Annotated in this window: 23 protein-coding genes and 1 pseudogene; 7 read left to right on the top strand and 17 right to left on the bottom strand. The window is 71.6% G+C overall.

Features of this window, described 5'->3' with window-relative positions; genetic code table 11:
- Positions 1 to 47 precede the first annotated feature (47 nt).
- The gene (locus ACWC5O_RS36650; RefSeq protein WP_450590243.1) at positions 48 to 440 is read left to right on the top strand and encodes a hypothetical protein; all 393 of its coding nucleotides are present in this window, start codon (positions 48 to 50) and stop codon (positions 438 to 440) included.
- A 138-nt stretch (positions 441 to 578) separates the two neighbouring features.
- Here the strand turns inward: ACWC5O_RS36650 and ACWC5O_RS36645 are convergent, their stop codons facing one another.
- From ACWC5O_RS36645 to ACWC5O_RS36615, 7 genes are all read right to left on the bottom strand, one after another.
- Complete coding sequence (locus ACWC5O_RS36645; protein ID WP_450590244.1) at positions 579 to 2,102, bottom strand: DUF1996 domain-containing protein; 1,524 nt, start codon at positions 2,100 to 2,102, stop codon at positions 579 to 581.
- A 174-nt stretch (positions 2,103 to 2,276) separates the two neighbouring features.
- Positions 2,277 to 2,930: a response regulator transcription factor gene (locus tag ACWC5O_RS36640; protein ID WP_450590245.1), complete on the bottom strand. Its 654-nt coding sequence runs from the start codon at positions 2,928 to 2,930 to the stop codon at positions 2,277 to 2,279.
- The gene (locus ACWC5O_RS36635; protein ID WP_450590246.1) at positions 2,915 to 4,192 is read right to left on the bottom strand and encodes a sensor histidine kinase; all 1,278 of its coding nucleotides are present in this window, start codon (positions 4,190 to 4,192) and stop codon (positions 2,915 to 2,917) included. The genes ACWC5O_RS36640 and ACWC5O_RS36635 overlap by 16 nt, the downstream gene beginning before the upstream one ends.
- Before the next feature lie 31 nt (positions 4,193 to 4,223).
- The gene (locus tag ACWC5O_RS36630) at positions 4,224 to 5,270 is read right to left on the bottom strand and encodes an NAD-dependent epimerase/dehydratase family protein (RefSeq protein ID WP_450590247.1); all 1,047 of its coding nucleotides are present in this window, start codon (positions 5,268 to 5,270) and stop codon (positions 4,224 to 4,226) included.
- 66 nt (positions 5,271 to 5,336) lie between these two features.
- Complete coding sequence (locus ACWC5O_RS36625; RefSeq protein WP_450590248.1) at positions 5,337 to 5,924, bottom strand: winged helix-turn-helix domain-containing protein; 588 nt, start codon at positions 5,922 to 5,924, stop codon at positions 5,337 to 5,339.
- A gap of 325 nt (positions 5,925 to 6,249) precedes the next feature.
- A complete protein-coding gene (gene glnII / locus ACWC5O_RS36620) occupies positions 6,250 to 7,281 on the bottom strand; it encodes a glutamine synthetase (RefSeq protein ID WP_450590249.1) in 1,032 nt (343 codons plus the stop codon).
- A 200-nt stretch (positions 7,282 to 7,481) separates the two neighbouring features.
- Positions 7,482 to 7,949 (bottom strand): MarR family transcriptional regulator, encoded by a 468-nt coding sequence (locus tag ACWC5O_RS36615; protein WP_450590250.1) that lies wholly within the window; start codon positions 7,947 to 7,949, stop codon positions 7,482 to 7,484.
- A gap of 69 nt (positions 7,950 to 8,018) precedes the next feature.
- On the opposite strand from ACWC5O_RS36615, the gene ACWC5O_RS36610 reads away from it, so the two are divergent.
- A complete protein-coding gene (locus ACWC5O_RS36610) occupies positions 8,019 to 8,885 on the top strand; it encodes an alpha/beta fold hydrolase (protein WP_450590251.1) in 867 nt (288 codons plus the stop codon).
- Positions 8,886 to 8,888: 3 nt separating this feature from the next.
- Here the strand turns inward: ACWC5O_RS36610 and ACWC5O_RS36605 are convergent, their stop codons facing one another.
- The 3 genes and pseudogenes from ACWC5O_RS36605 to ACWC5O_RS36595 all read right to left on the bottom strand — a co-directional run.
- The gene (locus tag ACWC5O_RS36605; protein ID WP_450590252.1) at positions 8,889 to 9,647 is read right to left on the bottom strand and encodes a hypothetical protein; all 759 of its coding nucleotides are present in this window, start codon (positions 9,645 to 9,647) and stop codon (positions 8,889 to 8,891) included.
- Between the two features lie 119 nt (positions 9,648 to 9,766).
- The gene (locus ACWC5O_RS36600; RefSeq protein ID WP_450590253.1) at positions 9,767 to 10,135 is read right to left on the bottom strand and encodes an arsenate reductase family protein; all 369 of its coding nucleotides are present in this window, start codon (positions 10,133 to 10,135) and stop codon (positions 9,767 to 9,769) included.
- Positions 10,095 to 10,577, bottom strand: a pseudogene (locus tag ACWC5O_RS36595) (maleylpyruvate isomerase N-terminal domain-containing protein); the annotation flags it as partial. The pseudogene ACWC5O_RS36595 and the gene ACWC5O_RS36600, both read right to left, overlap by 41 nt.
- Positions 10,578 to 10,807: 230 nt before the next feature.
- On the opposite strand from ACWC5O_RS36595, the gene ACWC5O_RS36590 reads away from it, so the two are divergent.
- Positions 10,808 to 11,122 (top strand): hypothetical protein, encoded by a 315-nt coding sequence (locus ACWC5O_RS36590; protein WP_450590254.1) that lies wholly within the window; start codon positions 10,808 to 10,810, stop codon positions 11,120 to 11,122.
- Between the two features lie 49 nt (positions 11,123 to 11,171).
- On the opposite strand, the gene ACWC5O_RS36585 is transcribed toward ACWC5O_RS36590, so the two are convergent.
- Positions 11,172 to 12,356 carry a winged helix DNA-binding domain-containing protein gene (locus tag ACWC5O_RS36585; RefSeq protein ID WP_450590255.1) on the bottom strand — a complete coding sequence of 395 codons (1,185 nt, stop codon included), beginning with the start codon at positions 12,354 to 12,356 and terminating at the stop codon, positions 11,172 to 11,174.
- Between the two features lie 178 nt (positions 12,357 to 12,534).
- On the opposite strand from ACWC5O_RS36585, the gene ACWC5O_RS36580 reads away from it, so the two are divergent.
- A complete protein-coding gene (locus ACWC5O_RS36580) occupies positions 12,535 to 13,902 on the top strand; it encodes a DUF2252 domain-containing protein (protein ID WP_450590256.1) in 1,368 nt (455 codons plus the stop codon).
- 8 nt (positions 13,903 to 13,910) lie between these two features.
- On the opposite strand, the gene ACWC5O_RS36575 is transcribed toward ACWC5O_RS36580, so the two are convergent.
- The gene (locus ACWC5O_RS36575; protein WP_450590257.1) at positions 13,911 to 15,593 is read right to left on the bottom strand and encodes an alpha/beta fold hydrolase; all 1,683 of its coding nucleotides are present in this window, start codon (positions 15,591 to 15,593) and stop codon (positions 13,911 to 13,913) included.
- A gap of 90 nt (positions 15,594 to 15,683) precedes the next feature.
- Between ACWC5O_RS36575 and ACWC5O_RS36570 the strand changes: the two genes are divergently transcribed.
- A complete protein-coding gene (locus ACWC5O_RS36570) occupies positions 15,684 to 15,953 on the top strand; it encodes a hypothetical protein (protein ID WP_450590258.1) in 270 nt (89 codons plus the stop codon).
- A 16-nt stretch (positions 15,954 to 15,969) separates the two neighbouring features.
- On the opposite strand, the gene pspAB is transcribed toward ACWC5O_RS36570, so the two are convergent.
- From pspAB to ACWC5O_RS36550, 4 genes are all read right to left on the bottom strand, one after another.
- On the bottom strand, positions 15,970 to 16,554 hold the full coding sequence (gene pspAB / locus ACWC5O_RS36565; protein ID WP_450590259.1) for a PspA-associated protein PspAB: 585 nt from the start codon (positions 16,552 to 16,554) through the stop codon (positions 15,970 to 15,972).
- A 34-nt stretch (positions 16,555 to 16,588) separates the two neighbouring features.
- Entirely contained in the window at positions 16,589 to 17,506 is a 918-nt protein-coding gene (gene htpX / locus ACWC5O_RS36560; protein ID WP_450590260.1) for a zinc metalloprotease HtpX, read from the bottom strand.
- 118 nt (positions 17,507 to 17,624) lie between these two features.
- Positions 17,625 to 18,995 (bottom strand): hypothetical protein, encoded by a 1,371-nt coding sequence (locus ACWC5O_RS36555; RefSeq protein WP_450590261.1) that lies wholly within the window; start codon positions 18,993 to 18,995, stop codon positions 17,625 to 17,627.
- A 12-nt stretch (positions 18,996 to 19,007) separates the two neighbouring features.
- Entirely contained in the window at positions 19,008 to 19,265 is a 258-nt protein-coding gene (locus ACWC5O_RS36550; RefSeq protein WP_450590262.1) for an SCO2583/SCO2584 N-terminal domain-containing protein, read from the bottom strand.
- A gap of 271 nt (positions 19,266 to 19,536) precedes the next feature.
- Between ACWC5O_RS36550 and ACWC5O_RS36545 the strand changes: the two genes are divergently transcribed.
- Positions 19,537 to 19,779, top strand: a complete 243-nt coding sequence (locus ACWC5O_RS36545) for a hypothetical protein (RefSeq protein ID WP_450590263.1) — start codon at positions 19,537 to 19,539, stop codon at positions 19,777 to 19,779.
- 85 nt (positions 19,780 to 19,864) lie between these two features.
- Here ACWC5O_RS36545 and glnA read toward each other — a convergent pair whose 3' ends face one another.
- Positions 19,865 to 21,274 carry a type I glutamate--ammonia ligase gene (gene glnA / locus ACWC5O_RS36540; RefSeq protein WP_450590264.1) on the bottom strand — a complete coding sequence of 470 codons (1,410 nt, stop codon included), beginning with the start codon at positions 21,272 to 21,274 and terminating at the stop codon, positions 19,865 to 19,867.
- Between the two features lie 208 nt (positions 21,275 to 21,482).
- Between glnA and ACWC5O_RS36535 the strand changes: the two genes are divergently transcribed.
- Positions 21,483 to 21,950: an RDD family protein gene (locus ACWC5O_RS36535; protein WP_450590265.1), complete on the top strand. Its 468-nt coding sequence runs from the start codon at positions 21,483 to 21,485 to the stop codon at positions 21,948 to 21,950.
- Positions 21,951 to 21,985: the final 35 nt, after the last annotated feature.

Raw genomic sequence — 21,985 nt, 5'->3', positions numbered from 1 at the left:
TCCGAGGGGACTGGGGCATGCTTGGCCCACCAGGACCGGAGGATCGGATGAGGTTGACGCGACTGATGATCGGCGCCGCGGCGGTGCTGACGCTGGCGGGCTGTGGCTCGGGCGGCGGCGCGAAGGCGGTGCCGCCCACCGCCACGGGCAGTCTGGAGAGCCTGGCCGCCGAGGTGAAGTGCAAGCCGAACATGCAGACCGACGCCGACGAGATCCGCCAGGCCATCTGCAAGAACACCGACGGTCGGTTCATCCTCGCCACCTTCGCCACCGACCGCGGCCAGCGCGAGTGGATCAACGACGCGAAGGACTACGGCGGCTTCTATCTCGTCGGCCGCAAGTGGGTCGCCGTCGGCGACGACGGGGTCGTCAAGGCGCTGCGCGGCACGCTCGGCGGCGACGTCGAGGTGGGCACGAACCACCACGCCCACAGCGGCTGACCTGTTCGGAGCGCAGGAGGAGCGGAGCACAGGAAGAGCGGAGCACAGGAACAACGGAGCACAAGAAAAGCGGGCGGTGGGAGATTCCCACCGCCCGCTTTCCCAGGGGGTTTTCACTACACGGTCACTACGCGGTCACTACGCGCACCGCTGACCGTTGTTGATGCAGTTCGCGATCTTGTTCGCGAGGCCGCCGGTCGTGACGCTGATGAAGTCGTCGTGGTCGGTGGCCGGCTTGTGGAGCTGCTCCGGGAAGCCGTCCACCGCGTAGGCGTTCTTCACCTGGCCGTTCTGGATGGTCGGCGGGGTGATGTTGTACACCAGGCGCATCGTCAGCTGCGGGATCGCCTTGAAGCCGTTCCCGCAGACACCGCTCGCCGGGTCGGCGAAGGCCACGTGCGTGCGGTGGTTGGCGCTGTCGATGTTCTGGCCGTCCCAGCAGCTCTGGAAGGCGAACGTACGCACCACCTTGCTGCCCTGCGGGCAGATCGGGTACTGCGTCGTCAGCTGCACCTTGTTCTCGAAGCCGGTGCAGCTCCAGTGCGCGTTGGCGTTGGCCAGACCGTTGGTCGTGGTCTTGGCGTCACCGGTGATGATGCGCAGGAACTGCGGCATCGCGACGACCTTGCTGGCCGGGCTGCCGACGTACTTGATCTGTGCCGAGACCGGCGTCAGGATCTTGCCGACATTGCCTTCCTTGCCACCGCCGTCCCTGTTCTGGTCGAAGTCCTGCGTGCCGTCCTGGATGCGGACCACCGGCCAGTAGTACGACGACAGGTCGTTCCGGTTCTGGCAGCTGGTGCCGCCCTGCAGGAACGTCTGGTTGCTGGAGAACGCGTTGACCTTCTGGTTGCCGACGTAGTCGTGCAGGTGGTGCGCGCCGTTGGCCACGCCGGGCGCCACGATCACGTTGTCGGTGTTGTGGTTCTTGTTCGCGTTCACACCGCAGCGCGTGGTGAACGAACCGTTCGAGGCGTTGCCGGTCCTGGCCGGCTTGCCCTGGACGTTCGGCGCGACCTTCGTGATGTCCACGAAGTCGGCCGCGGCCGGGCCGTTGCCGGCCTGCCCGCCGACGTTCTGCTGCTGACCGGCGTTGCCCTGCTGCTGCCCGCCGTTCTGCTGCTGACCACCGGTGTTCTGCTGCTGGCCGCCGTTCTGCTGCTGACCACCCGCGGTGGTCTGGTTGGCGGTCTGCGTCGTACAGGCGGCGAGCTGCTTGAGCGAGTTGTCGAAGGAACCGCCGACCCGCTGGACGTCGATCCTGATCCGGTCGATCGTCGCGGCCCGCTTCTCCTTGAGGGGGCCGACGATCGCGTTCTGCACGAAGCTCGGATCGTTCGTCTGCGACTGCCGGGTGGAGGCGAGCCGGGAGTAGGCCTCGGTGATCTGCTTGTCGAGGTTCGCCAGCTCCGCCGCCACGCCCTGGCGGGCCTGGTTCGGCACGTTCGTCAGCTTCTGGCCGACGTCCGGGCAGGAGATCGTCGCGACCTGCGCCGTCGCGGCCTTGGTCTGGTTGCCTCCCCACGACTGGTTGTTCGACTCGTGCGCCGAGGCGTAGAAGTTCGCCCAGATCAGCCCGCCCCCACCGAGCGCTAGGGCCGCCGATGCGGCTATGGCCTTGGTGGCCAGCGGCGTACGGCGTTTTCGTGTGTTGCGTCCCATGGAACTCCTCTGACTTCCTTGCGGGGCAGCATCGAGGCGCCCGACAGGAGTGAAGCGGCGTCCATCCATACGGACACCGCCCCAGAGGTGTTCAGCCGTCTCACGAATTAGTCAGAGGTTTACCCCGCGATCGGGGCTCAAATGCCCGCTGAGCAGCGGAAGTTGCATTCAGGATCAGCGGCCGTGATCGAGGTGGGCGAGCACGGCCAGAACGCGGCGATTGTCGTCGTCCGACACCTCAAGGCCCAGTTTGCCGAAGATGTTGGAGGTGTGCTTGGCGATGGCCCGTTCCGTCACCACCAGTTGGGCCGCGATCGCCGCGTTCGACCGGCCCTGCGCCATCAGCTCCAGCACCTCCCGCTCGCGCGGGGTGAGGTTGCCGAGCGGCCGGTCGTCGGCCGCCCGCCGCGACAGCAGCTGCTGGATCACCTGCGGGTCCATCGCCGTACCGCCCGCGGCCACCCGTCGTACGGCGTCCACGAACTGGTCGGCGTCGAAGACCCGGTCCTTGAGCAGATAGCCCACCCCGCCGCTGCCGTCGGCCAGCAGCTCCCGCGCGTACAGCTGCTCCACGTGCTGGGAGAGCACCAGCACCGGCAGCCCGGGCCGCTCCCGCCGCGCCCGCAGCGCGCACTGCAGCCCCTCGTCGGTGTGCGTGGGCGGCAGGCGTACGTCGACCACGGCGACGTCCGGCTCCAACTCGGCCAGTGCCCGGGTGAGTTCCGGCCCGGACTCGACGGCCGCCGCGATCTCGAAGCCGTGGGCCTCCAGCAGCCGGACCAGTCCGTCGCGCAGCAGGAAGAGGTCTTCGGCTAGGACAACACGCACGGGATCTCCATGGTCACCAGGGTGGGACCGCCCGCGGGGCTGCTGACGGCCAGGACGCCGTCGAATGTACCGAGCCGCCGCTCGACCCCGGCGAGCCCCGAGCCCCCGCCGATCACGGCGCCGCCCCTGCCGTTGTCGGTGACCGTGATCCGCAGCGTGTCGCCGGCGTGGTGCAGGTCCACCCAGAGCCGGTCGGCACCGGAGTGCTTGACGGCGTTGGTGAGCACCTCGCTGACCGCGAAGTAGGCGGCCGACTCGACGGGCGCGTCCGCGCGGCCGGACAGCTCCACGCTCACCTCGCTCGGCACGGGCAGCCGCAGCGCCAACGCCCGCACGGCGTCCCCGAGTCCGCGCTCGGCCAGCACCGGCGGATGGATGCCGCGGACCAGGTCGCGCAGTTCCTCCAAGGCCTCCACCGAGTTCCGGCGGGCCTGGGAGAGGAGCTTCTTCGCCTGGGCCGGGTCCTTCTCCAGCAGCATCTCGATCGTGCCGAGGTCCATGCCCATCGCGACCAGCCAGGCCTGCGCCCCGTCGTGCAGGTCCCGCTCGATGCGGCGCAGTTCGGCGGCCGAGGTGTCCACGGCGTCGCGTCGGGTCTCGGTCAGCACGCGGACGCGTTCGACGAGTTCGCCCCGGCCGGTGTCGAGCACGGCTCGGGTGAGCCGGAAGTGCGCGGTCAGCATGCGCGGGACCAGACGGTGGGCGACGACGAGGAGCACGGCGGCGAGCGCGGCCGCGCCGAAAGCGCTCGTCTGGTCGGAGACCGGCACGAAGGCGTACCAGTAGGTGCCGCCGGAGGCCGGCACGTACGCCCGCCACAGCCCGGCCGCCAGCAAGAGTCCCTCGACCGGGTAGAACACCAGCACGGCCGGGAGCAGCGCGGTCACGAAGCCCGCCGTCATGTCCACCGGCAGCCACAGCACGTCCCGCCGGACCTGCGGGTCGCGGAGCAGGTGGAAGGTGCGGGTCCACGGCTTGGCACCCGGGGGGACGGGCCGGTACGCCGCGGGTATCCGCACCCCGCACCACTCGGCCGCGAGCCGTCTGCGGACGTCGGCCAGGGCCCGTACGCCGGTCAGGATCGCCGGGGTCGTGAACAGCCCGATGCCGAGCGGGACGAAGGCGACGGAGACCAGGGTCAGGACGAGGAACGCCACACCGCAGGGGAGCACGGCCACGGCCAGTGTCAGGCCCTGTACGGCGGCCAGCAGGACCTCTCGCGCACGGGTCCGCACCGCGCCACGCTTGATGTCGGTGTTCATGCGGCAAGTCTCGCCGACGCCCGAGCCCGGGTCAGTCGTCGGAGGTCCCCTCTTGGGGGGTGGTGTCAGGTACACCCCCCGCCCTGGCCAGCACCTTCGCCTCCACCTCCGGGGCCAGGCCCTTGGCCGTCCGGTCCGGCCGCTGCGGTGCCGTACCGCCGATCCCGGTCAGCCACCGCCAGGTGTCCGCGACGGTCTCGGCCACCGGCCGGCACACCAGTCCCGTGGCCAGCGCACGGGACACGTCCGCGCGGTGCACGGCGTCGTACATCTCACCGCCCGGCGGCACCCACACCGGCAGCTCGGTCCACGGCTCGATCCCGGCGTCCAGGATCACCTCCGGGTCTGTCCAGCGCAGTTCGGCGTCCGCGCCGGTGGCGTCGGCGCACGCCCGCAGCAGTTCACCCATCGTGGTGTGGCCCGGCGGGCTCACCAGGTTGTACGGCCCGCTCAGCTTCTGTTCCACCGCCCCGATGAGCCAGTCGGCGAGGTCGCGCACGTCGATGTACTGCACCGGCAGTTCGCGCGGCCCGGGTGCCAGGACCGAGCCGCCGCGGGCGATCCGGGTCAGCCACCAGGGGAGCCTGCCGACGTTCTCGTAGGGGCCGAGGATCAGCCCGGCCCGCACCAGCAGCGAGCCCTCCGTGCCGAAGGCCTCGACGGCGGCCAGTTCACCGCCCCGCTTGTCCCGCGCGTAGTCGGTCGCCTCCGCGTCGGCCGCGGCGCCCTCGACCAGCGGAGTGTCCTCGCGGGCTCCCGGGGGCCAGGGCCAGGCGTACACCGACCGGCTGGAGACGTACACGTACCGTCCGGCACGGCCCCGCAGCAGTCGTGCCGCCTCGTGTACGGCGCGGGGCGCGGCCGACCAGGTGTCGACCACGGCGTCCCAGGCGCCGTCGTCCCCGGCGAGGGCGGCCAGACCGTCGGCGGCGGTGCGGTCGCCGTGCAGCGACCGCACCCCCTCGGAAGGCCGGTGCCGTCCCCGGTGCAAGACGGTCACCTCCCAGCCGCGCCCGAGCGCGGCCTCCACCACGGCCCGCCCCACGAACTCCGTTCCGCCCAGCACGAGAAGTCTCATGCGGGGGAGCGTGCCCGGTACCGGCCCGGGAGAAAAGGCCTGTCTGCCGTAGGCAGACAGCCCAGGTCAACGCCCGGTCGGCGGCGTGTACTTGTAGCCGACCCGGCGCACGGTCTGGATGGTCCGGCGGTGCTGGGTGCCCAGCTTGCGGCGCAGCCGGGCGACGTGGACGTCGACGGTGCGGCCGTCGCCGACGTGGCCGTACCCCCACACGGTGGTGACCAGCTGGTCGCGGGTGTGCACCCGGTGCGGGTGCGCCACCAGGTGCGCGAGCAGCTCGAACTCCAGGTAGGTGAGGTCGAGTTCGCGGCCGTCGACCGAGGCGGTGCGCTGCGCGGCGTCGATGCGCACGAGGGGGTCGCCGGTGTCACCGGCGACACCGGGGTGGTCGGCCGGCACGGTGTGCGGGCGCTCGGCCGGGATGAGTACGAGGTATCCGACCATCGGCGGCCTGCCCGGCAGCGCGGGCAGGGTGTGCTGGGGCGCGGGCAGCCAGGTGGCGCCCGGCGGCAGGAAGTCCGCGACGTCGTTGCCCAGGCTCTCGACTTCGTTCGAGCCGGGGAGACCCCAGCCCTCGTCGGGGTCGACGGCGCGCAGCCGGTGCGGGGCGGGGGAGGTGGCGGGGACGGAGGACAGGGAACGAGTGGTCGCCATGAGAGGTCAGCTCTTTCGCGCGAGAGGTTCGTCTGGGGACGTACGTCGTGCGCGCTGGCCGAAGGCCGGGGTGTACGGCTTCAGAGGGCCGGCGCGTTCGTCGCGCGGCAACACACCCGGTCGAAGTCGTGGTGCTGACGGGACGGCCAGAAGGGCTCCAGGTCATGGCGACCCGTAGCGCGGTACTTCCGGAAGCTGGCCATGGACCCATTGAAGCAGACGAGCCGCCCGGGCAGGAGCCCGCTCTCACTCCTCGGACGCCGGCCAACACACAAGGGGCGCCCGCCAAGACGGCGGACGCCCCTCGTGGAAGCCGCTGGGCGGATCAGACCTGGCCGGCCTTCTCCAGGGCGGAGCAGCAGGTGTCCACCAGGAGGCGGGTCACCACGTACGGGTCGACGTTGGCGTTCGGGCGGCGGTCCTCGATGTAGCCCTTGCCGTCCTTCTCGACCTGCCACGGGATGCGGACCGAGGCGCCGCGGTTGGAGACGCCGTAGGAGTACTCGTTCCACGGGGCGGTCTCGTGCAGACCCGTCAGACGGTCGTCGATGCCGGCGCCGTAGTTCTTGACGTGGTCGAGCGGCTTGGAGCCCTCACCGAGCGACTCGCAGGCGGTGATGATCGCGTCGTAGCCCTCGCGCATCGCCTTGGTGGAGAAGTTGGTGTGCGCGCCCGCGCCGTTCCAGTCGCCCTTGACCGGCTTGGGGTCGAGGGTGGCGGAGATGCCGAAGTCCTCGGCGGTGCGGTAGAGCAGCCAGCGGGCCACCCACAGGTGGTCGGAGACCTCCAGCGGGGAGACCGGGCCGACCTGGAACTCCCACTGGCCGGGCATGACCTCGGCGTTGATGCCGGAGATCGCGAGCCCCGCCTTCAGGCAGTTGTCCAGGTGGGCCTCGACGATCTCGCGGCCGAAGATCTCGTCGGCGCCGACACCGCAGTAGTAGCCGCCCTGGGGGGCCGGGAAGCCGCCCTCGGGGAAGCCCAGCGGGCGGGCGCCGTCGAAGAAGGTGTACTCCTGCTCGATGCCGAAGATGGGCTCCTGGGCGGCGAACCGCTCGGCGACCTCGGCCAGCGCGGCACGCGTGTTGGAGGAGTGCGGGGTGAAGTCGATGTCCAGGACCTCGCACAGGACGAGGATGTCGTCGCCGCCGCGGATCGGGTCCGGGCAGGTGAAGACCGGCTTGAGCACACGGTCCGAGGAGTGCCCCTCGGCCTGGTTCGTGGAGGACCCGTCGAAGCCCCAGATCGGCAGCGCGTCGAGACCGGCGGGGGAACCCGTGATGATCTTCGTCTTGGAACGCAGCTTGGCCGTCGGCTCGGTGCCGTCGATCCAGATGTACTCAGCCTTGAAGGTCACGGGGCCACATCCTTCGGGGGTGGGTGCGGGTGCACTCGCGGGTGCTTGCGGCGCTGCGGCACTGGGGCGCCGCGTCGATCTGCGGGGCAGCCTGTCAACAGGCGATTTCCCGGCCATTGCTCTCGTGTGAACCCCGTGTTACCTGGTGGTTCTGTGTCCCGGCTCACGTTGTGAGGGCCGCACCCGCGGGGTATGGGCGCTCACGCGCGGCCCTCGGCGGCGGCCTCCCGAACTCCGCCCAGGAATCCCCGGATCGCCGCCAGCTGCCGCTCGTCGTACCCCCGCAGCAGCTCCAGCGACCGCTCGATCAGCGGGCCGAAGAACGCCTGGCCCAGCTCGACCGCGCGCTCCTCCACCTCCACCACGACCCGCCGCCGGTCCCGCTCCGCGCGCACCCGCCGCACCTGCCCGGCCCGTTCCAGCCGGTCGACGAGCGCGGTGGTTCCCGCAGAGTTGAGCCCAAGCTCGGCCCCGAGCCGCCCGGCGGTCGTCTCCTCGCCCGCGCGCCGTGCGTCCATGAGCGCGATCAGGGCGCGTACGTCGGTGGGATGCATGCCGTTCTGGTTCGCGAACCGGCCGCTGTGCAGGCCGAGTTCGACGGCGACGGCCCGCAGCAGGTGGACGATCTCCATCTCGGGCGCCGCGTCGGGACGGGGCTGGGTCGGCATGCGGGTCCTCCCGGCGTACTATCTCGCTCAACAAGTATCTTGCTGGGCGAGATAATAGGGGGTTCCTCCGTGCCGTGGACGAGCGTGTACGACGCCGACGCCTTCCGGGTTGCGTACGACAGGGTGCTGGCGAAATGGCCGGCGGACCGCGAGGCGCTGACCGTCGCCACGCCCTTCGGCGACACCCGGGTCAACGTCTGCGGCCCGCGCGAGGCGCCCCCGCTGCTCCTGCTGCCGGGCGGCGGCACGGCGACCTCCGCGTCCTGGTACGCCCAGGCCGCCGACCTGGCCCGCGTCCGGCGCGTCTACGCCCCCGACCTGATCGGCGCCCCCGGCCTGAGTACCCCGGCCACCGACCGCCACCCCCGTACGGTCGCCGACCTGGCTTCCTGGCTGGACGCCCTGCTGGACGGCCTCGGAGTGACGTCGGCCGACGTGGGCGGGCACTCGTACGGTGCCTGGATCGCCCTGCATCACGCCCTGCGCGCACCCGCTCGGGTACGCCGCCTGTTCCTCCTCGATCCGACCCTGTGCTTCGCCGGATACAAGGCGGCGTACCTGCTCCACGCCCTGCCGATGCTGCTGCGACCCGCACCCCGCCGGGTCCGCGCGTTCCTGGAGTGGGAGACCGGGGGAGCGAACCTCGACCCCGACTGGCTGGGCCTCCAGGAGGCGGCCGCGAGCTTCCCGTCCGCGAAGCCGGTGACGGGCCCCCGCCCGGCACCGGACGCGCTGCGCGCCCTGGAGATACCGGTCCTGCTGCTCGCGGCGGCGAACAGCAGGACCCATGACCCCATCACGGTGACGAGCCGGGCCGCGGCAACGCTGCCGCACGTGGAGGCCGTCGTACTGCCCGGTGTCTCCCACCACGCGCTGCCGCAGGCAGCCTCACCCGGCCTGGCCCGTCACCTCACCGATTTCCTGTCCGGTGGCTGAACCTCACCCCACCTTCTCGATCACCGCGCGGCGGATGAGGAACTTGCCCGGCTCCCGGACCTGTTCGAAGGCCGCGTTGTTCAGCAGCACACAACTGCCGGAGACCGAGGTGACCTTCACCGTCGTGGACTTGTTGTTGTCCAGGTTGGTGACCTTCAGGGTCGTACCCGCCGGGAACTGGCTGCTGGACGCGGCCGGGGCACCGCCCTCGCCCGAGAGCGTGACCGTGGAGCCCTTGCACACCTGCTGACCGGAGGCCGCGGCAGCGCCACCGCCGTTGTTCCCCGCGCCGCCGGCCTGCTGGTTGCCCTGCTGACCGGCGTTGCCCTGCTGGCCCGCGTTGCCCTGCTGACCGGCCTTGCCGTGCTGACCGGCCTTGCCGTGCTGACCGGCCATGCCCTGCTGACCGGCCGTGCCCTGCGCCGCCTGGGAGCCCTGAGCCGATTCCCCAACGGTGCATCCGGCAGCCTTCTGCTGGACCTCGATCTGTTTGATGACCGCCTCACGGTTGGCGATCCGGGCCGCCGACTGCGCGTCCGGTTTCGCCTTCTGGTCCGCGATGAACTTGTCGTTGTTGCCGTGGGCCGTGGCCAGCCCCTGGCAGACGGTCGAGTCCCCGGCGGACAGCGTCTTGGCGTTCTGCGGGCTCTGCGCGGCGTTCGAGGTGGACGCCAGCGCGAAGGCGCCGCCGCCCGCCACCGCCGCGGCGCTGACGAGCAGCGCGATCTTCTTCTTCGTGCCGAGAGTTCTCCTGCGCGACATCCGCGCCTCCTGAAGAGGTAGGGGAGCGTACGCCGCTATGTACGAGATCCCGAACGAGGTTACTCAGTGGTTGCGGGAGTTTGCCGAAGTAACCTGCGTCACAGGGGAGTTGAGCCTGCTCAGCTCTTGTTCCGGGAGAGCGCCTCCTGCACGGCCTCTTCGGTACGGGCCACCAGCGCGGTTCCGTCGTCGGCCGTGATGATCGGGCGCTGGATGAGCTTGGGGTGCTCGGCGAGCGCCGTGATCCACCGGTCCCGCGAGGTCTCGTCGCGCACCCACTCCTTGAGCCCCAGCTCCTTGGCCGCGGCCTCCTGGGTGCGGGTGATGTCCCACGGTTCGAGCCCGAGCCGGTCGAGTACGGCCCTGATCTCGTCCTCGCCGGGCACGTCCTCCAGATAACGGCGGACGGTGTAGTCGGCCCCCTCGGCGTCGAGAAGGCTGAGCGCGCTACGACACTTCGAGCAGGCCGGATTGATCCAGATTTCCATGCGGCCCACGGTACGCGAACCCTGCTCCCCACCTGGGAGCGAACGGTCCGCTCGGCCGAGGACGAGCGGAAGCCTCTCGGCGAGGTCGCCCGGAGCGGCCTTCTCCGCGTCGGCCGGCGTGCGGCTCGGCGGCCGACGGCAGATGCGCGATCAGGCCGAGGTGGTGCAGGGTCCACTCGAGCACGGACGCGCACAAGTAGTCGCCGACGGTCAGCACCTTGTCCTGGCTACCGACGCGGGCGGCGGGATCGGCGAGTGCGGCGGCGCGGCCCGCGGCGGAACCGACGTCGGCCAGGTGGAACGTGAGTCACCGCGGCTCGCCGTACGCGGCGGCCGGTCGCGGGATCAGCGCGCCGAGCGGGTCGTCGTCGGCCGGGAGCTCGGTGAGGAGGTCCCAGTAGGTGACCGCGTCCACGGGCGGTTCGGTGCCGGCGGGCGTGAGCGGCACGGTATCGCGGACTGCCCTCACTCTCGGTTCTGTTCGAATTTCCGCCACCTCAGGCGCACCTCCCGAACCTGCGGTGACGGGATGGCAATTTCCCTGCTGACCTGGAGCTTTGACGGACCCTCTGGGCTCCCTCATTGTCAGTGCCCAGCAGTAAACTGGAGGCAGTGTTCGAGGGAATCACCGGAGCCTTCCGGTGCTGCCCTGACCGCGACAGGAGGATGCCTGTGCCCGCTGCCGCCCTGAAGTCCAAGCCGTTGCCGACCCAGTCCACCGCCAAGCGTTCCGTCCAGCTCGACTCGCCCTACGTGCCCATGGAGAAGCGTGCCCTGCCGGCCGGGCGGCCGCGCGAGTGGTACGTCACGCACAACCGGCGCCTGAAGGCCATGCGCCTGGCCATAGCCCTGCTCGACCTTGGCGTCTACCTGCCCGACCAGGCGCGCAACGAGACGATCCGCAGCACCGCGGAGAAGATCGGCGTGCACCCGCCGTCGGACACGACGTGCCACATGGTGCGGGCGTTCATGCGGTACTCGCGCTGAGCCGTGGTGCCGGGTGCCCCGTGCGCGTCCGTGCGGGGCACCCGGCACCTCACGCCGACAACTCCCGCTCCAGGGGCGTCCGGAAGCGCGGAGTCACCTTCGTCGCCCCCACCCATGAGCGCAACCGCTCCGCCTCCGCCGCGACCGCCGCCTCGGCCTCCCGGCGTACGCCCGCCTCGGGGATGCGCCAGACGATCTCCCCGTCCGCCCGCTGGGCCCAGCCGCCCACCACCCTGCCGTCCCACCACACCGTCGGGCCCACGTTGCCGCTGCGGTCGAAGAGGTGCGGGCGCAGGTCCGCGGCGAGGTACCAGTCGCGCTGCTGCCAGGCCATGGCCGTCGGGTCGAGGCCCGGGAGCAGGGCCGCCCAGGGTTCTCCAGGGGCCGGCACCGGGTCCGCGTCGCCGTCGGTGACGTAACCCGTGCCCTCGTCCAGGGAGACCTCCAGCGCGCCGATCGCGGACAGGGCACGCCGGACCTCGGTGACTCGCCACCCGGTCCACCACTTGAGGTCCGCCTCCGTCGCCGGTCCGCAGGCCCGCAGCCAGCGGCCCAGCAGGTCCGCCTGAGCCCGCACCGCGTCCAGTTCGGGGTGCTCGGGGGCCGGCGCCCAGCGGAACTGGCTGGACGTCCAGGAGCCGAGCGGGCGGCCGCGGACCACCTTGCCCTCGACGCCGAGCACGCGCAGCAGGCGGGAGGAGACCGTGTGGACGCCCTCGTAGCTCTTCCCGGCCGCGTACACGAACTGCTCGCGCAGGCGCGGCTCGTCCGCCGTCAGCTCCGCCGCCGTCGCCTGGCCGCGCCGGGCCAGCGCGGCCAGCGCGGACGCCTCGACCTCCGCCAGCCAGCCCGCGTCCGGGGCGCCCGCCTTGGCCATGTCCTTGAGCAGGGAAACCCGTTCGCGGGCGGCCACCGTCAGACCCGTCGACGCGTGGACGACGGCCGTCAGCTCGGTGGGGAACACGAACACCGTGTGCCGCATGCCGTGCATCCGGACCAGCGTGCGGTCCTCGTACAGCGCCCGCTCCGTCTCCGGCACCGCCTTCGCCGGGTCGGCGAGCCGCGCCGCCACCGCCAGGTACACCGTCGCCGGGTCCGTGCCGTGCAGGGCCACCAGCGAGGCGGCGACCTCCTCCGGCCGCGCCGCCCGCGCCGTACCCGCCAGGCGGTGCCGCAGGGCGAGCCGGGCCCGCCGCTCCGCCACGCCGATGTGCCGCCGCCGTCCGTCACCCATGCCGACCTCCCCGTCGCTCACCATGCCTTGCCTTCATCGTCGCCGACGCCACTGACAGTCGGCCCCGTCACCCGATCGCCGTGCCCGGCATGCGCACGCCCACCCCCGCGGCCTTCACTGCGAACAGCAGGTCAGGAGGTGACGGGAAGGGTGAGGCCCCCGTAGAGAGAGGCTGCCGATGAGCATCCCCGAGGACCGACTCAGGCGCGGTACCCCCGAGGACCGGGCCCGGCACGGCAAAGAGACCCGTAAGCACGCCCCCCGCTCCGCGCACGCCCTCTGGCTCCCGTCCGCCGACCGGCGCGACCCCGTCGCCGTACTGGAGCGGCAGGGCCGGGACCGGCTGCCGGAGCTGCTGCCGATCCGGTACGGGCGGATGGCCGGCTCGCCGCTGGCCTTCCTGCGCGGCGCCGCCGCGGTGATGGCCGCCGACCTCGCCGCCCAGCCGCACACCGGGCTCAAAGTGCAGCTGTGCGGCGACGCACACCTGCTCAACTTCGGGCTCTACGCCTCCCCGGAACGCAGCCTGCTCTTCGACCTCAACGACTTCGACGAGACCCACCCCGGGCCCTTCGAGTGGGACGTCAAACGGCTCGCGGCCAGCGTGGCCGTCGCGGCCCGGGAGAACGGGCACACCAAGGCCGGGGAACGGGCCGCGGCCCGGGCGGCCGCCACCGGGTACCGCACCGCGATACGCCGCATGGCCGGACTTGGGGAACTGGCCGTCTGGTACGAGCAGGTCGACGCCGAGAGCCTGCTGCCCCTCGTCCGCTCCGCCCGCCGCCGGCGCCGCCTGGAGTCCACCCTCACCCGGGCCCGCCGCCGCACCAGTCTCCAGGCGCTCGGCAGCCTGACCGAGGTGGTCGACGGGCGGCGCCGGATCATCCACGACCCGCCGCTGCTGGAACCCGCCGGCGTGCCGGACATGGCCTCCCTGCGCAAGATCTTCTGCGACTACCGCTCCACCCTCGCCGAGGAGCGCCGCCACCTCCTCGACCGCTACCGCTTCGTCGACGCCGCCCGCAAGGTCGTCGGCGTGGGCAGCGTCGGCATCCGCTGCTTCATCGTGCTGCTCGCCGGGCGCGACGCCGACGACCCGCTGTTCCTGCAGATCAAGGAGGCGCGGTCCTCGGTGCTCGAGGAGTACCTGCCGAGCGGGCCGTACGTCCATCCCGGGCACCGGGTGGTCGCCGGGCAGCGGCTGCTGCAGTCCGCCACCGACATCTTCCTCGGCTGGATGAGCGGGCCGCAGGGCCGCTCCTTCTACTGGCGCCAGCTGCGCGACATGAAGGGCTCCGCCGAGCTCGCCGGCCTGGACCCGGCCGGCCTGCTCGCCTATGCCCGGCTGTGCGGCACCACCCTGGCCCGCGCCCACGCCCGCTCCGGCGACCGCATCGCCATCGCCGCCTACCTCGGCGCCGCCGACACCTTCGACCACGCCGTCGCCGACTTCGCCGTGGCCTACGCCGACCGGACCGCCGCCGACCACGCCACCCTCGGCGCGGCCATCGCGGCGGGCGTGGTGCCGGCCGAGCCGGGGGTGTGACCGGCCGCTCAGCCGTAGCGCTCCAGCAGCCCGCGCACATACGCCTCCAGCCGCCCGCCCAGCACCTCCGGCGTCAGATCCGTGCGCCCCAGCTCACGCCACGGTCCGGCCAGCTTCTGCGCGTCGGGGGAGTAGGCCAGGGCGTCGAGCAGCCGCCAGTACAGGTGGTCCGGCCCGTCCGCGAGCCCGGCGCCGCCCCGCTCCTCGTACCGGTCCCGGAAGGCGAGTCCGTACGCCGGGCCGTGCAGCAGGGCCAGGGCCGTCGAACAGTGGGCGACGTCGAGGTCGGCGGGGCCCCACGAGGTCTCCACCCAGTCCACGACCCCGGTGACCCGCAGTCCGTCCCCGGCCCCCGTGAAGAGCACGTTCCCCGGGTGGTAGTCCCGGTGCAGGAAGCGGCCTTGGTACGGCGGCGGGTCACGGCGGATCACGTCCACCGCCCGCTCCCACATCCCGCCCCCCGCGGTGCGGGCCAGCTCGGGCGAGGTCCACGCCTGGTACGGCCGCGGCCGCTCCTTCGGTACGACCGCGTGGATCCGCACCAGCTGGGCGGCGAGCAGGTCCAGACGCCGGTCCAGGGCCTCCGGGTCCTCGTCGTCCACCCGCACCAGACCCGGCAGCCGGGTCATCAACAGCGAGGGATGGTCACAGTGTTCGCCGGTCGCGTCCACGGCGACCAGCGCCGGGGCCGGGACGCCCTCCTGCCCCGCCAGCAGGCCGAGAACGGCCGCCTCCCGGGACAGCAGGCCCGGGGCGTGCCGCCGGAAGAAGGGCTTCACGAACGTGCGCAGCACCAGCTCCTCCCCGTCGTCCAGGGTGAGCCCGCGCATCTGCGAGGACCACCCCCCGGACAGCGGGCGGGAGTCGGCGACCGTACGGCCCTGCGGAAGCCGCCCGGCCACCCACCGCCGCGTCGCCGCCCAGCCCTGCTCCTCGAGCCCGCCCAGCAGGGCCGCCACGAACTCCCGCCGGTCCTCGGCGTGGTCGCGGAACCACAACCCCAACCGGTGGTCGGCGTCCGGGAGTTCGAAGCGGGTGTACTGGGCGCGCGCCGCCAGAGCGTCCTGGACGGCCTCCGTCACCTCAGGCGGGATGACCGCGTCGGTGCCCGGTATCGCGAGCACCGCCCGGCCCTCGTACGCTCTCAGGGCCGTCAGGGCGGGAGAGTTCCGCCAGCTGCCGGGCGTACGGATGATCTCGCTGAAGCTGCCTCCCCCACTCTCGGCTTCGCTCGAGCGGGAGGGACCCCCATCGCCCCCGAAGGGCACGTCATGCGCCTCCGGCGCGTACACGGCGGGCGCGCACAGCCCCACGGCGGCCACCCGCGGGCCGTAGTGCCGTACGAGATCCGCCACCGTCTGCCCGCTCATGCTGAACCCCACCAGGACCAGCGGGTCGTCCGCCGGAGCGTGCGCGTCGAGCACCGCCACCGCCTGCTCGAACCGCCGGCGCAGGCTCAACTCCGCCAGAGCGCCGGAGCTTTCGCCGTGCCCGGAGAAGTCGAAGGCCAGGGCGCGGCAGCCGTGCGCGGCGGCCTCGGTGAGCAGTGGCAGCAGCCGCTCCTTGCTGCCGTTGCCCGCGCCGTGCAGGAGGACCACGGTGGCCCGGCCGGGACCGCCGCTGTGCAGACCGCTGAGGCGTTCACCGTCGTATTCGTGAGTGAAGGAGATCGGCTCGCTCATGACACCCATTCACTCACGGAAATCGGGATGCACTCCGAGTGACCACATCCCTACGCTGGATTCACGCCGATCACACATCCACGCGAACGGAGGACCGTCATGGGCACCGTCGTCCTGTCCGGGACCGCCGTCCTGGTGATCCTCGGATTCGGAAACCACACCTGGTGGCTCGCCGCCGTCGCCGTGCTCTACCTGTACTTGCGGTACGGGCGGGGCGAAACCCCGTCCGCCGGGGGAGGGCAGCCGGGCGCGCCCACCACCTACCAGGCCTACCGCGAGCGCCGTGACCGCCAGGCCAAGTGGGAGCGCCGCTACCGTCGCGAGCGCCCCTTCGAGGCCCGGCGCCAGGAGCGCGAGAAGAGCGGGTGAGCAGGGGAGCCCCCGGTCACAGGCCGGGGGCTCCCCACACCGGGAACCAGCGGCTCAGGTCCTGCTCGACCCTGAGTTCGTTCGCGAGCACGGCCTTCACCTGCAACTCCAGTGCGCTGTCCCGGCGTTCGGCGGCGCCGGACAGGGGCGCGAAGGGGTAGAAGGTGCCACGCTTGTAAAGGTAGACGAGGGCCAGGCGCCGTGCCCGCTCGTCCTGGAACGCGGCGAGGGAGCACAGCAGCTGCGGCCCGAAGCCGTTGACCTCCATCGAGCTGTTCACCGCGTGCAGGTCGTTGACCAGCTGGGGCAGTTGGTCGGGGGTCCGCCGGGAGACCAGCCAGGAGTAGCCGTAGTTGTCCTGGGTGAGTTCCACCGGGGGGCCGCTGCGATCCGCGTCCGCGTCGAGCAGGGCCTGGACCTCGCGGTGGGTCTGTTCAAAGGCCGCGCCCTCGACCGTGGCGAAGCACACCGCGCCCTCGCCGGTCGGCGTGAACCCGGCCGCGACCTGGAGCGTCACGGCCGCCGACGGCAGCGCGAACAGCTGGTCGAGGTCGGGCGCGACGGGCTTCGTCCGCCCGAGCAGGATGTCCAGCAGCCCCAAGGTTCAGCCCGCCTTCCGCAGCCGTCTCACGTGTTCAGCCCGCCCCTCCGGGAGTGGCCGCCTCGCCCAGCTCGGCGGAGATCCGCCCGAGCTGCTCCAGCCGCTGCTCCAGCGTCGGGTGGGTGGAGAAGAAGCGCTCGATGCCGGGCTCCTTGCCCGTCGCCGGGGTGAAGTAGAAGGCGTTGAAGGCCTGCGCCGTGCGCAGGTCCTTGGTCGGGATCCGGGCGATGTCCCCGGAGACCTTGGTGAGCGCCGACGCCAGTGCCGAGGGCCGGCCGGTGAGCAGCGCGGCCGCCCGGTCGGCCGCCAGCTCCCGGTACCGGGACAGGGCCCGGATCAGCAGGAAGCTGATCGCGTACACGGCCGCCGAGACCCCCATCACCGCCGCGAACACGACGGCGGTGTTCTGGTCCCTGCGGCCCCCGAAGAGCTGCGAGTAGAAGGCGAACCGGACGATCAGTCCGGCGAGCACCCCGAGGAAGGACGCGATCGTGATCACGGCGACGTCCTTGTGCGCCACGTGCGACAGCTCGTGCGCGAGGACGCCCTCCAGCTCGGCGGGCTCCAGCCGCCGCAGCAGCCCCGTGGTCACACAGACCACGGCGTGGTCGGGATTGCGCCCGGTCGCGAACGCGTTCGGCATGTCCATGTCGGAGACGGCGACCACCGGCTTCGGCATGTCCGCGATCGCGCACATCCGGTCGACCACCGCGTGCAGCTCGGGATACTCCTCGCGCTCCACGACCTGCGCGTGCATGGCGAACATCGCGATCCGGTCGGAGAACCAGAACTGCGCCACGAACATCGCCCCGACCAGGACCACGACCATCAGCCAGGACTTCAGCAACACGATCAACGCGGCGACGAAGGCCACGTACAGCAGCCCGAGCAGGAACATCGTGACCGTCATCCGCACGGTCAGACGCCGATCGCTCCTAAAGCGGCTCTGCATCTTGCATCACCCCGCAGTCAGGCACTCGTCCCGCTGTCCAGTGTGCACCTGCGGCATCCCATAAGGAGGTCGCGAGCAGACCTAGGAGCGGCAAAGGCCTCCTATGGGTCCGGGCGCCTCAGCCCAGCTGGGCACGGGCCCGGGCGAGCAGCTCCGCGACCTCGGCGTCCGCTCCCCACGGCCGGACCCGCCGCACGGTCAGCTCGGCCCGTGTACGCAGCCGCTCGTCCGCGTCACCGAGCAGCGCCACGGCCGCCCGCAGCCGTACGAGGTCTCCGTGCGCGTCCAGCAGCCGGTACGCCGACACCCGTACCCACCGCGGCCGCCCCACCGCCAGCCGCTCCGCCAGCCATGCCTCGGGCAGCAGCCCGGCCGAGGGGAGAAGGGCGAGGGTGGCCTCGCCGACGACCCCGGGTGCCGGATCGTCCAGCAGCCGCCGCATGCGCGGTACGTCCGTCACGTCCAGCGTGCGCAGTCCGGCCACCGCCCTGGCCCGCACGCCGGGCACCGGGTGGTCCAGCAGCGGCCACAGCAGGGCGGCGTCCGCGTGGGTCCCGCACTCCGCGAGCCCGATCGCGGCACCTGGCGGCAGCGCCGGGTCACCGGGGTCGGCGCACCGGTCCCGGTACCAGGGCAACGGATCGGTCCCGTACTGCCGTACGACATACCGGGCGCAGGCCCGCACCAGCGCGGACCGGTCCGCCAGGAACCCGATGGCCTGCTTGTGCCGCTCCAGACGCCGCAGCGCGGTCACCCCGGCGGACCGGGCCCGGGGACTGCGGGCGCGGAGCAGCAACCCCAGCACCTCCTCCGCGTCCTCCTCCGTTACGGCGGCCAGGGCGGCCTCGGCGCACAGGCCCTGGACGACGGCGTCGTCGTCCAGGGCGGCCGCGCGGGCCAGCTCGGCGGCAGAGAGACGCCCCTCCTCGACGGCGAGGCCGTACGCGAAGCGGCGCACCCGGCGATCGACGGAGGCGAGGAGGGGCTCCAGCCGCTCGCCGGGCGCCCGCCGCAGCACCTTTCCGAGCAGGCCGAGGGCGAAGTCGCCCCGGTGGCGGTCGGCGAGGCGCCGGACCAGCGGGGCGAGCCGTGCGGCCGCCTCCGCGTCCAGCGCCTCGGTCAGCCGCTTCCTGGCCCGCTCCCGCACCGGCCGCGCCCAGTCCGCGCACCGCACGGCCACCAGCGGCAGCAGTGCCGGATGCCCGGCGACCCGGCCCAGCGCCCGGTGCCGGATCCGGCCGTCCCGGTGACACAGGGCGAGCACCAGCTGCTCCTCGGTGAGCGGGCCGTCGGCGCGCAGGGCGGCCGTCAGCGATCGCCCGCCGGGCGTCTCCTCCCAGGCGGGGACGCCGTACGGAGGGAAGTACCACTCGTCGGCCCGCACCTGCTCGTCCAGCCACAGCCAGGCGCCCGGGTCGCTCGTGTCGATCACGTCCCGCAGCACCGAGCCCTCGGCCAGCCGTTGCGCGGCCCCGGTCCCCTCCCGCATCCCCTGAACCCCCTAGTACGGAGAGCGCATCTGCGCGTACCCGAGCAGCACTATCACCGCGGCCACGCAGCCCAGCACCACGACCGTCGACACCCACGACGACCGCCGCGGCGTCACCGGCTCCGGGTCGGCACGGAACGGCGCCGGGTCCGGCGGGTTCTCCTTCCAGCGGGCGGCGAGCATCCGGGCCCGTGCGGAGGGCTCCTTGTGCTCGGCGGAGTTCGCCCACCTGTGATCGAACTCGCGCTCCCAGTCGTCCTGTTCGGTCATCCCCGTTCAACCTCTCTCGTCGGACAGAACCAGGAGGATGATCCCCCGAGAGTAGGAAGCATGGGAAGCGGCAAAGGTTGCCCAGGATGCCGGGTGGCCGCCGGGCGGCTAGCATTTTCGGTGAGAGCCGCACCGCAGGGTGTCCGACGTCGTCTGCCCTGCACGTACTTGTGCGGCAGCCCCTACCCGCGCCGGACTTTTCACTCCGTGGTCGCGGCCATCCGTCTCGTGCTCGGAAAGCCGCACGAGGGGTGGAAGGAAGGTGGATCCCATGAATGCACATCGCGCGAGGCGTCTCGCCGCAGTGTCCGCCGTCGGCGTCCTGATGCTCGGCGGAGCCGCGATCGGCACGGCAGGTACCGCGTCGGCAGCCACCCCCACCCAGGTGTCCACCAACCATGGCTGCTTCAACAACTGGAACTGCTTCAACCGCAACGGCTTCTTCGGCTTCAACAACGGGTTCGGCTTCAACAACGGGTTCAACACACCCGTCGTGGTCGTGGTCGTGAGCTGACGGCCGAGGGTCGCAGAAAACGGCGGAGGGCCGCCACCGGGGAGCGTTCCCGGTGGCGGCCCTCACATGCTGTGGGCAGCGTCGATCACACGTCGAAGTAGAGCTCGAACTCGTGCGGGTGCGGACGCAGCTGCAGCGGCGCGATCTCGTTGGTGCGCTTGAAGTCGATCCACGTCTCGATCAGGTCCGGCGTGAACACGTCGCCCTGGAGGAGGAAGTCGTGGTCGGCCTCGAGCGAGTCGAGGACGGCCGGCAGCGACGTCGGGACCTGGGCCACGTTCGCGTGCTCCTCGGGAGCCAGCTCGTAGAGGTCCTTGTCGATCGGCTCGGCCGGCTCGATCTTGTTCTTGATGCCGTCCAGGCCCGCGAGGAGCAGGGCCGAGAAGGCCAGGTACGGGTTGCCGGAGGAGTCGGGGGCGCGGAACTCGACGCGCTTGGCCTTCGGGTTGGAGCCCGTGATCGGGATACGCATCGCGGCGGAGCGGTTGCGCTGCGAGTACACCAGGTTGATCGGCGCCTCGAAGCCCGGGACCAGACGGTGGTAGGAGTTCACCGTCGGGTTGGTGAACGCCAGCAGCGACGGGGCGTGCTTGAGGATGCCGCCGATGTAGTAGCGGGCGGTGTCCGACAGGCCCGCGTAACCGGCCTCGTCGTAGAACAGCGGGTCGCCGTTGCTCCACAGCGACTGGTGCACGTGCATGCCCGAGCCGTTGTCACCGAAGATCGGCTTCGGCATGAAGGTCGCCGTCTTGCCGTTGCGCCAGGCGACGTTCTTCACGATGTACTTGAACAGCTGCAGGTCGTCGGCGGCGGCGAGCAGCGTGTTGAACTTGTAGTTGATCTCGGCCTGGCCCGCGGTGCCGACCTCGTGGTGCTGGCGCTCGACCTTCAGGCCCTGCTTGTCCAGCTCCAGGGAGATCTCGGCGCGCAGGTCGGCGAAGTGGTCGACCGGCGGGACCGGGAAGTAGCCACCCTTGTAGCGGACCTTGTAGCCACGGTTGTTCTCCAGGGCGCCGGTGTTCCAGGCACCCGCCTCGGAGTCGATGTGGTAGAAGGACTCGTTCGCGCCGGTCGCGAAGCGGACGGAGTCGAAGACGTAGAACTCGGCCTCGGGACCGAAGTACGCGGTGTCCGCGATACCGGTCGACGCGAGGTAGGCCTCGGCCTTCTTGGCCACGTTGCGCGGGTCACGGGAGTACTGCTCGCCCGTGATCGGGTCGTGGATGAAGAAGTTGATGTTGAGGGTCTTGTCGCGGCGGAACGGGTCCACACGGGCCGTGCTGAGGTCGGCGCGCAGGGCCATGTCGGACTCGTGGATGGCCTGGAAACCACGGATCGACGATCCGTCGAAGGCCAGCTCCTCGTCCGGGTCGAACGCCTCGACGGGCACCGTGAAGTGCTGCATGACGCCCGGCAGGTCGCAGAAGCGGACGTCGACGAACTTGACGTCCTCGTCCGCGATGAACTTCTTGGCCTCGTCGGCGTTCTGGAACATCCAGCTCCTCCTACTCCCGACCGTCCCGCCGGGGTGGTAGATCGTTCGTGCGGCCAGTGCGGTGGCACACGCTGCCTCCGACCCTAGGGACGGGTGATTTCTCGGGCGTGACCCGTTTGTTTCGCAGAAGTTAACCGGCCACGGTTCCACGGTAGCGCCGACACACCCCTGTGCGCCCTGCCCGATTCCGGGCGCGTACCGTGGACGGGTGGACAACAGGCAAGCAATGGGATCGTGGCTTTCCGGGCCGCGCGCGGCCATGGAAGAAGCCGGCGCCGACTTCGGGTACCGGGGCGAGCAGCTCGGCCTCCCGGAGGAGGGACCGAACTCGATCGCACGGCCCGGCAGGCGCCTCGGTGCCCTGGCCGTGGACTGGGGTCTGTGCGTGTTGATCGCATACGGCCTGATCACGCACGGCAACAGCCCCGCCACCAGCAACTGGGCCCTGCTCATCTTCTTCGTGATGAGCGCGCTCACGGTCGGCACGATCGGCTTCACCCCGGGTAAGCGCCTGTTCGGCATCCGGGTGGTGGCCCTGCAGACCGGGACGGTCAACCCGCTGCGCGCCCTGCTGCGCACGCTCCTGCTGTGCCTGGCGATCCCCGCCCTGATCTGGGACCGGGACGGCCGCGGCCTGCACGACCGGATCGCGAAGACCGTGGAAGTACGGAGCTGAACGTCGTACGACGAAGGGGGCGCCCGGCCATTGGC

It is taken from the genome of Streptomyces sp. NPDC001450, from assembly GCF_053597295.1.
The sequence above is the reverse complement of the archived record's forward strand: the minus strand, read 5'-3'. Positions and strand labels throughout refer to the sequence as shown.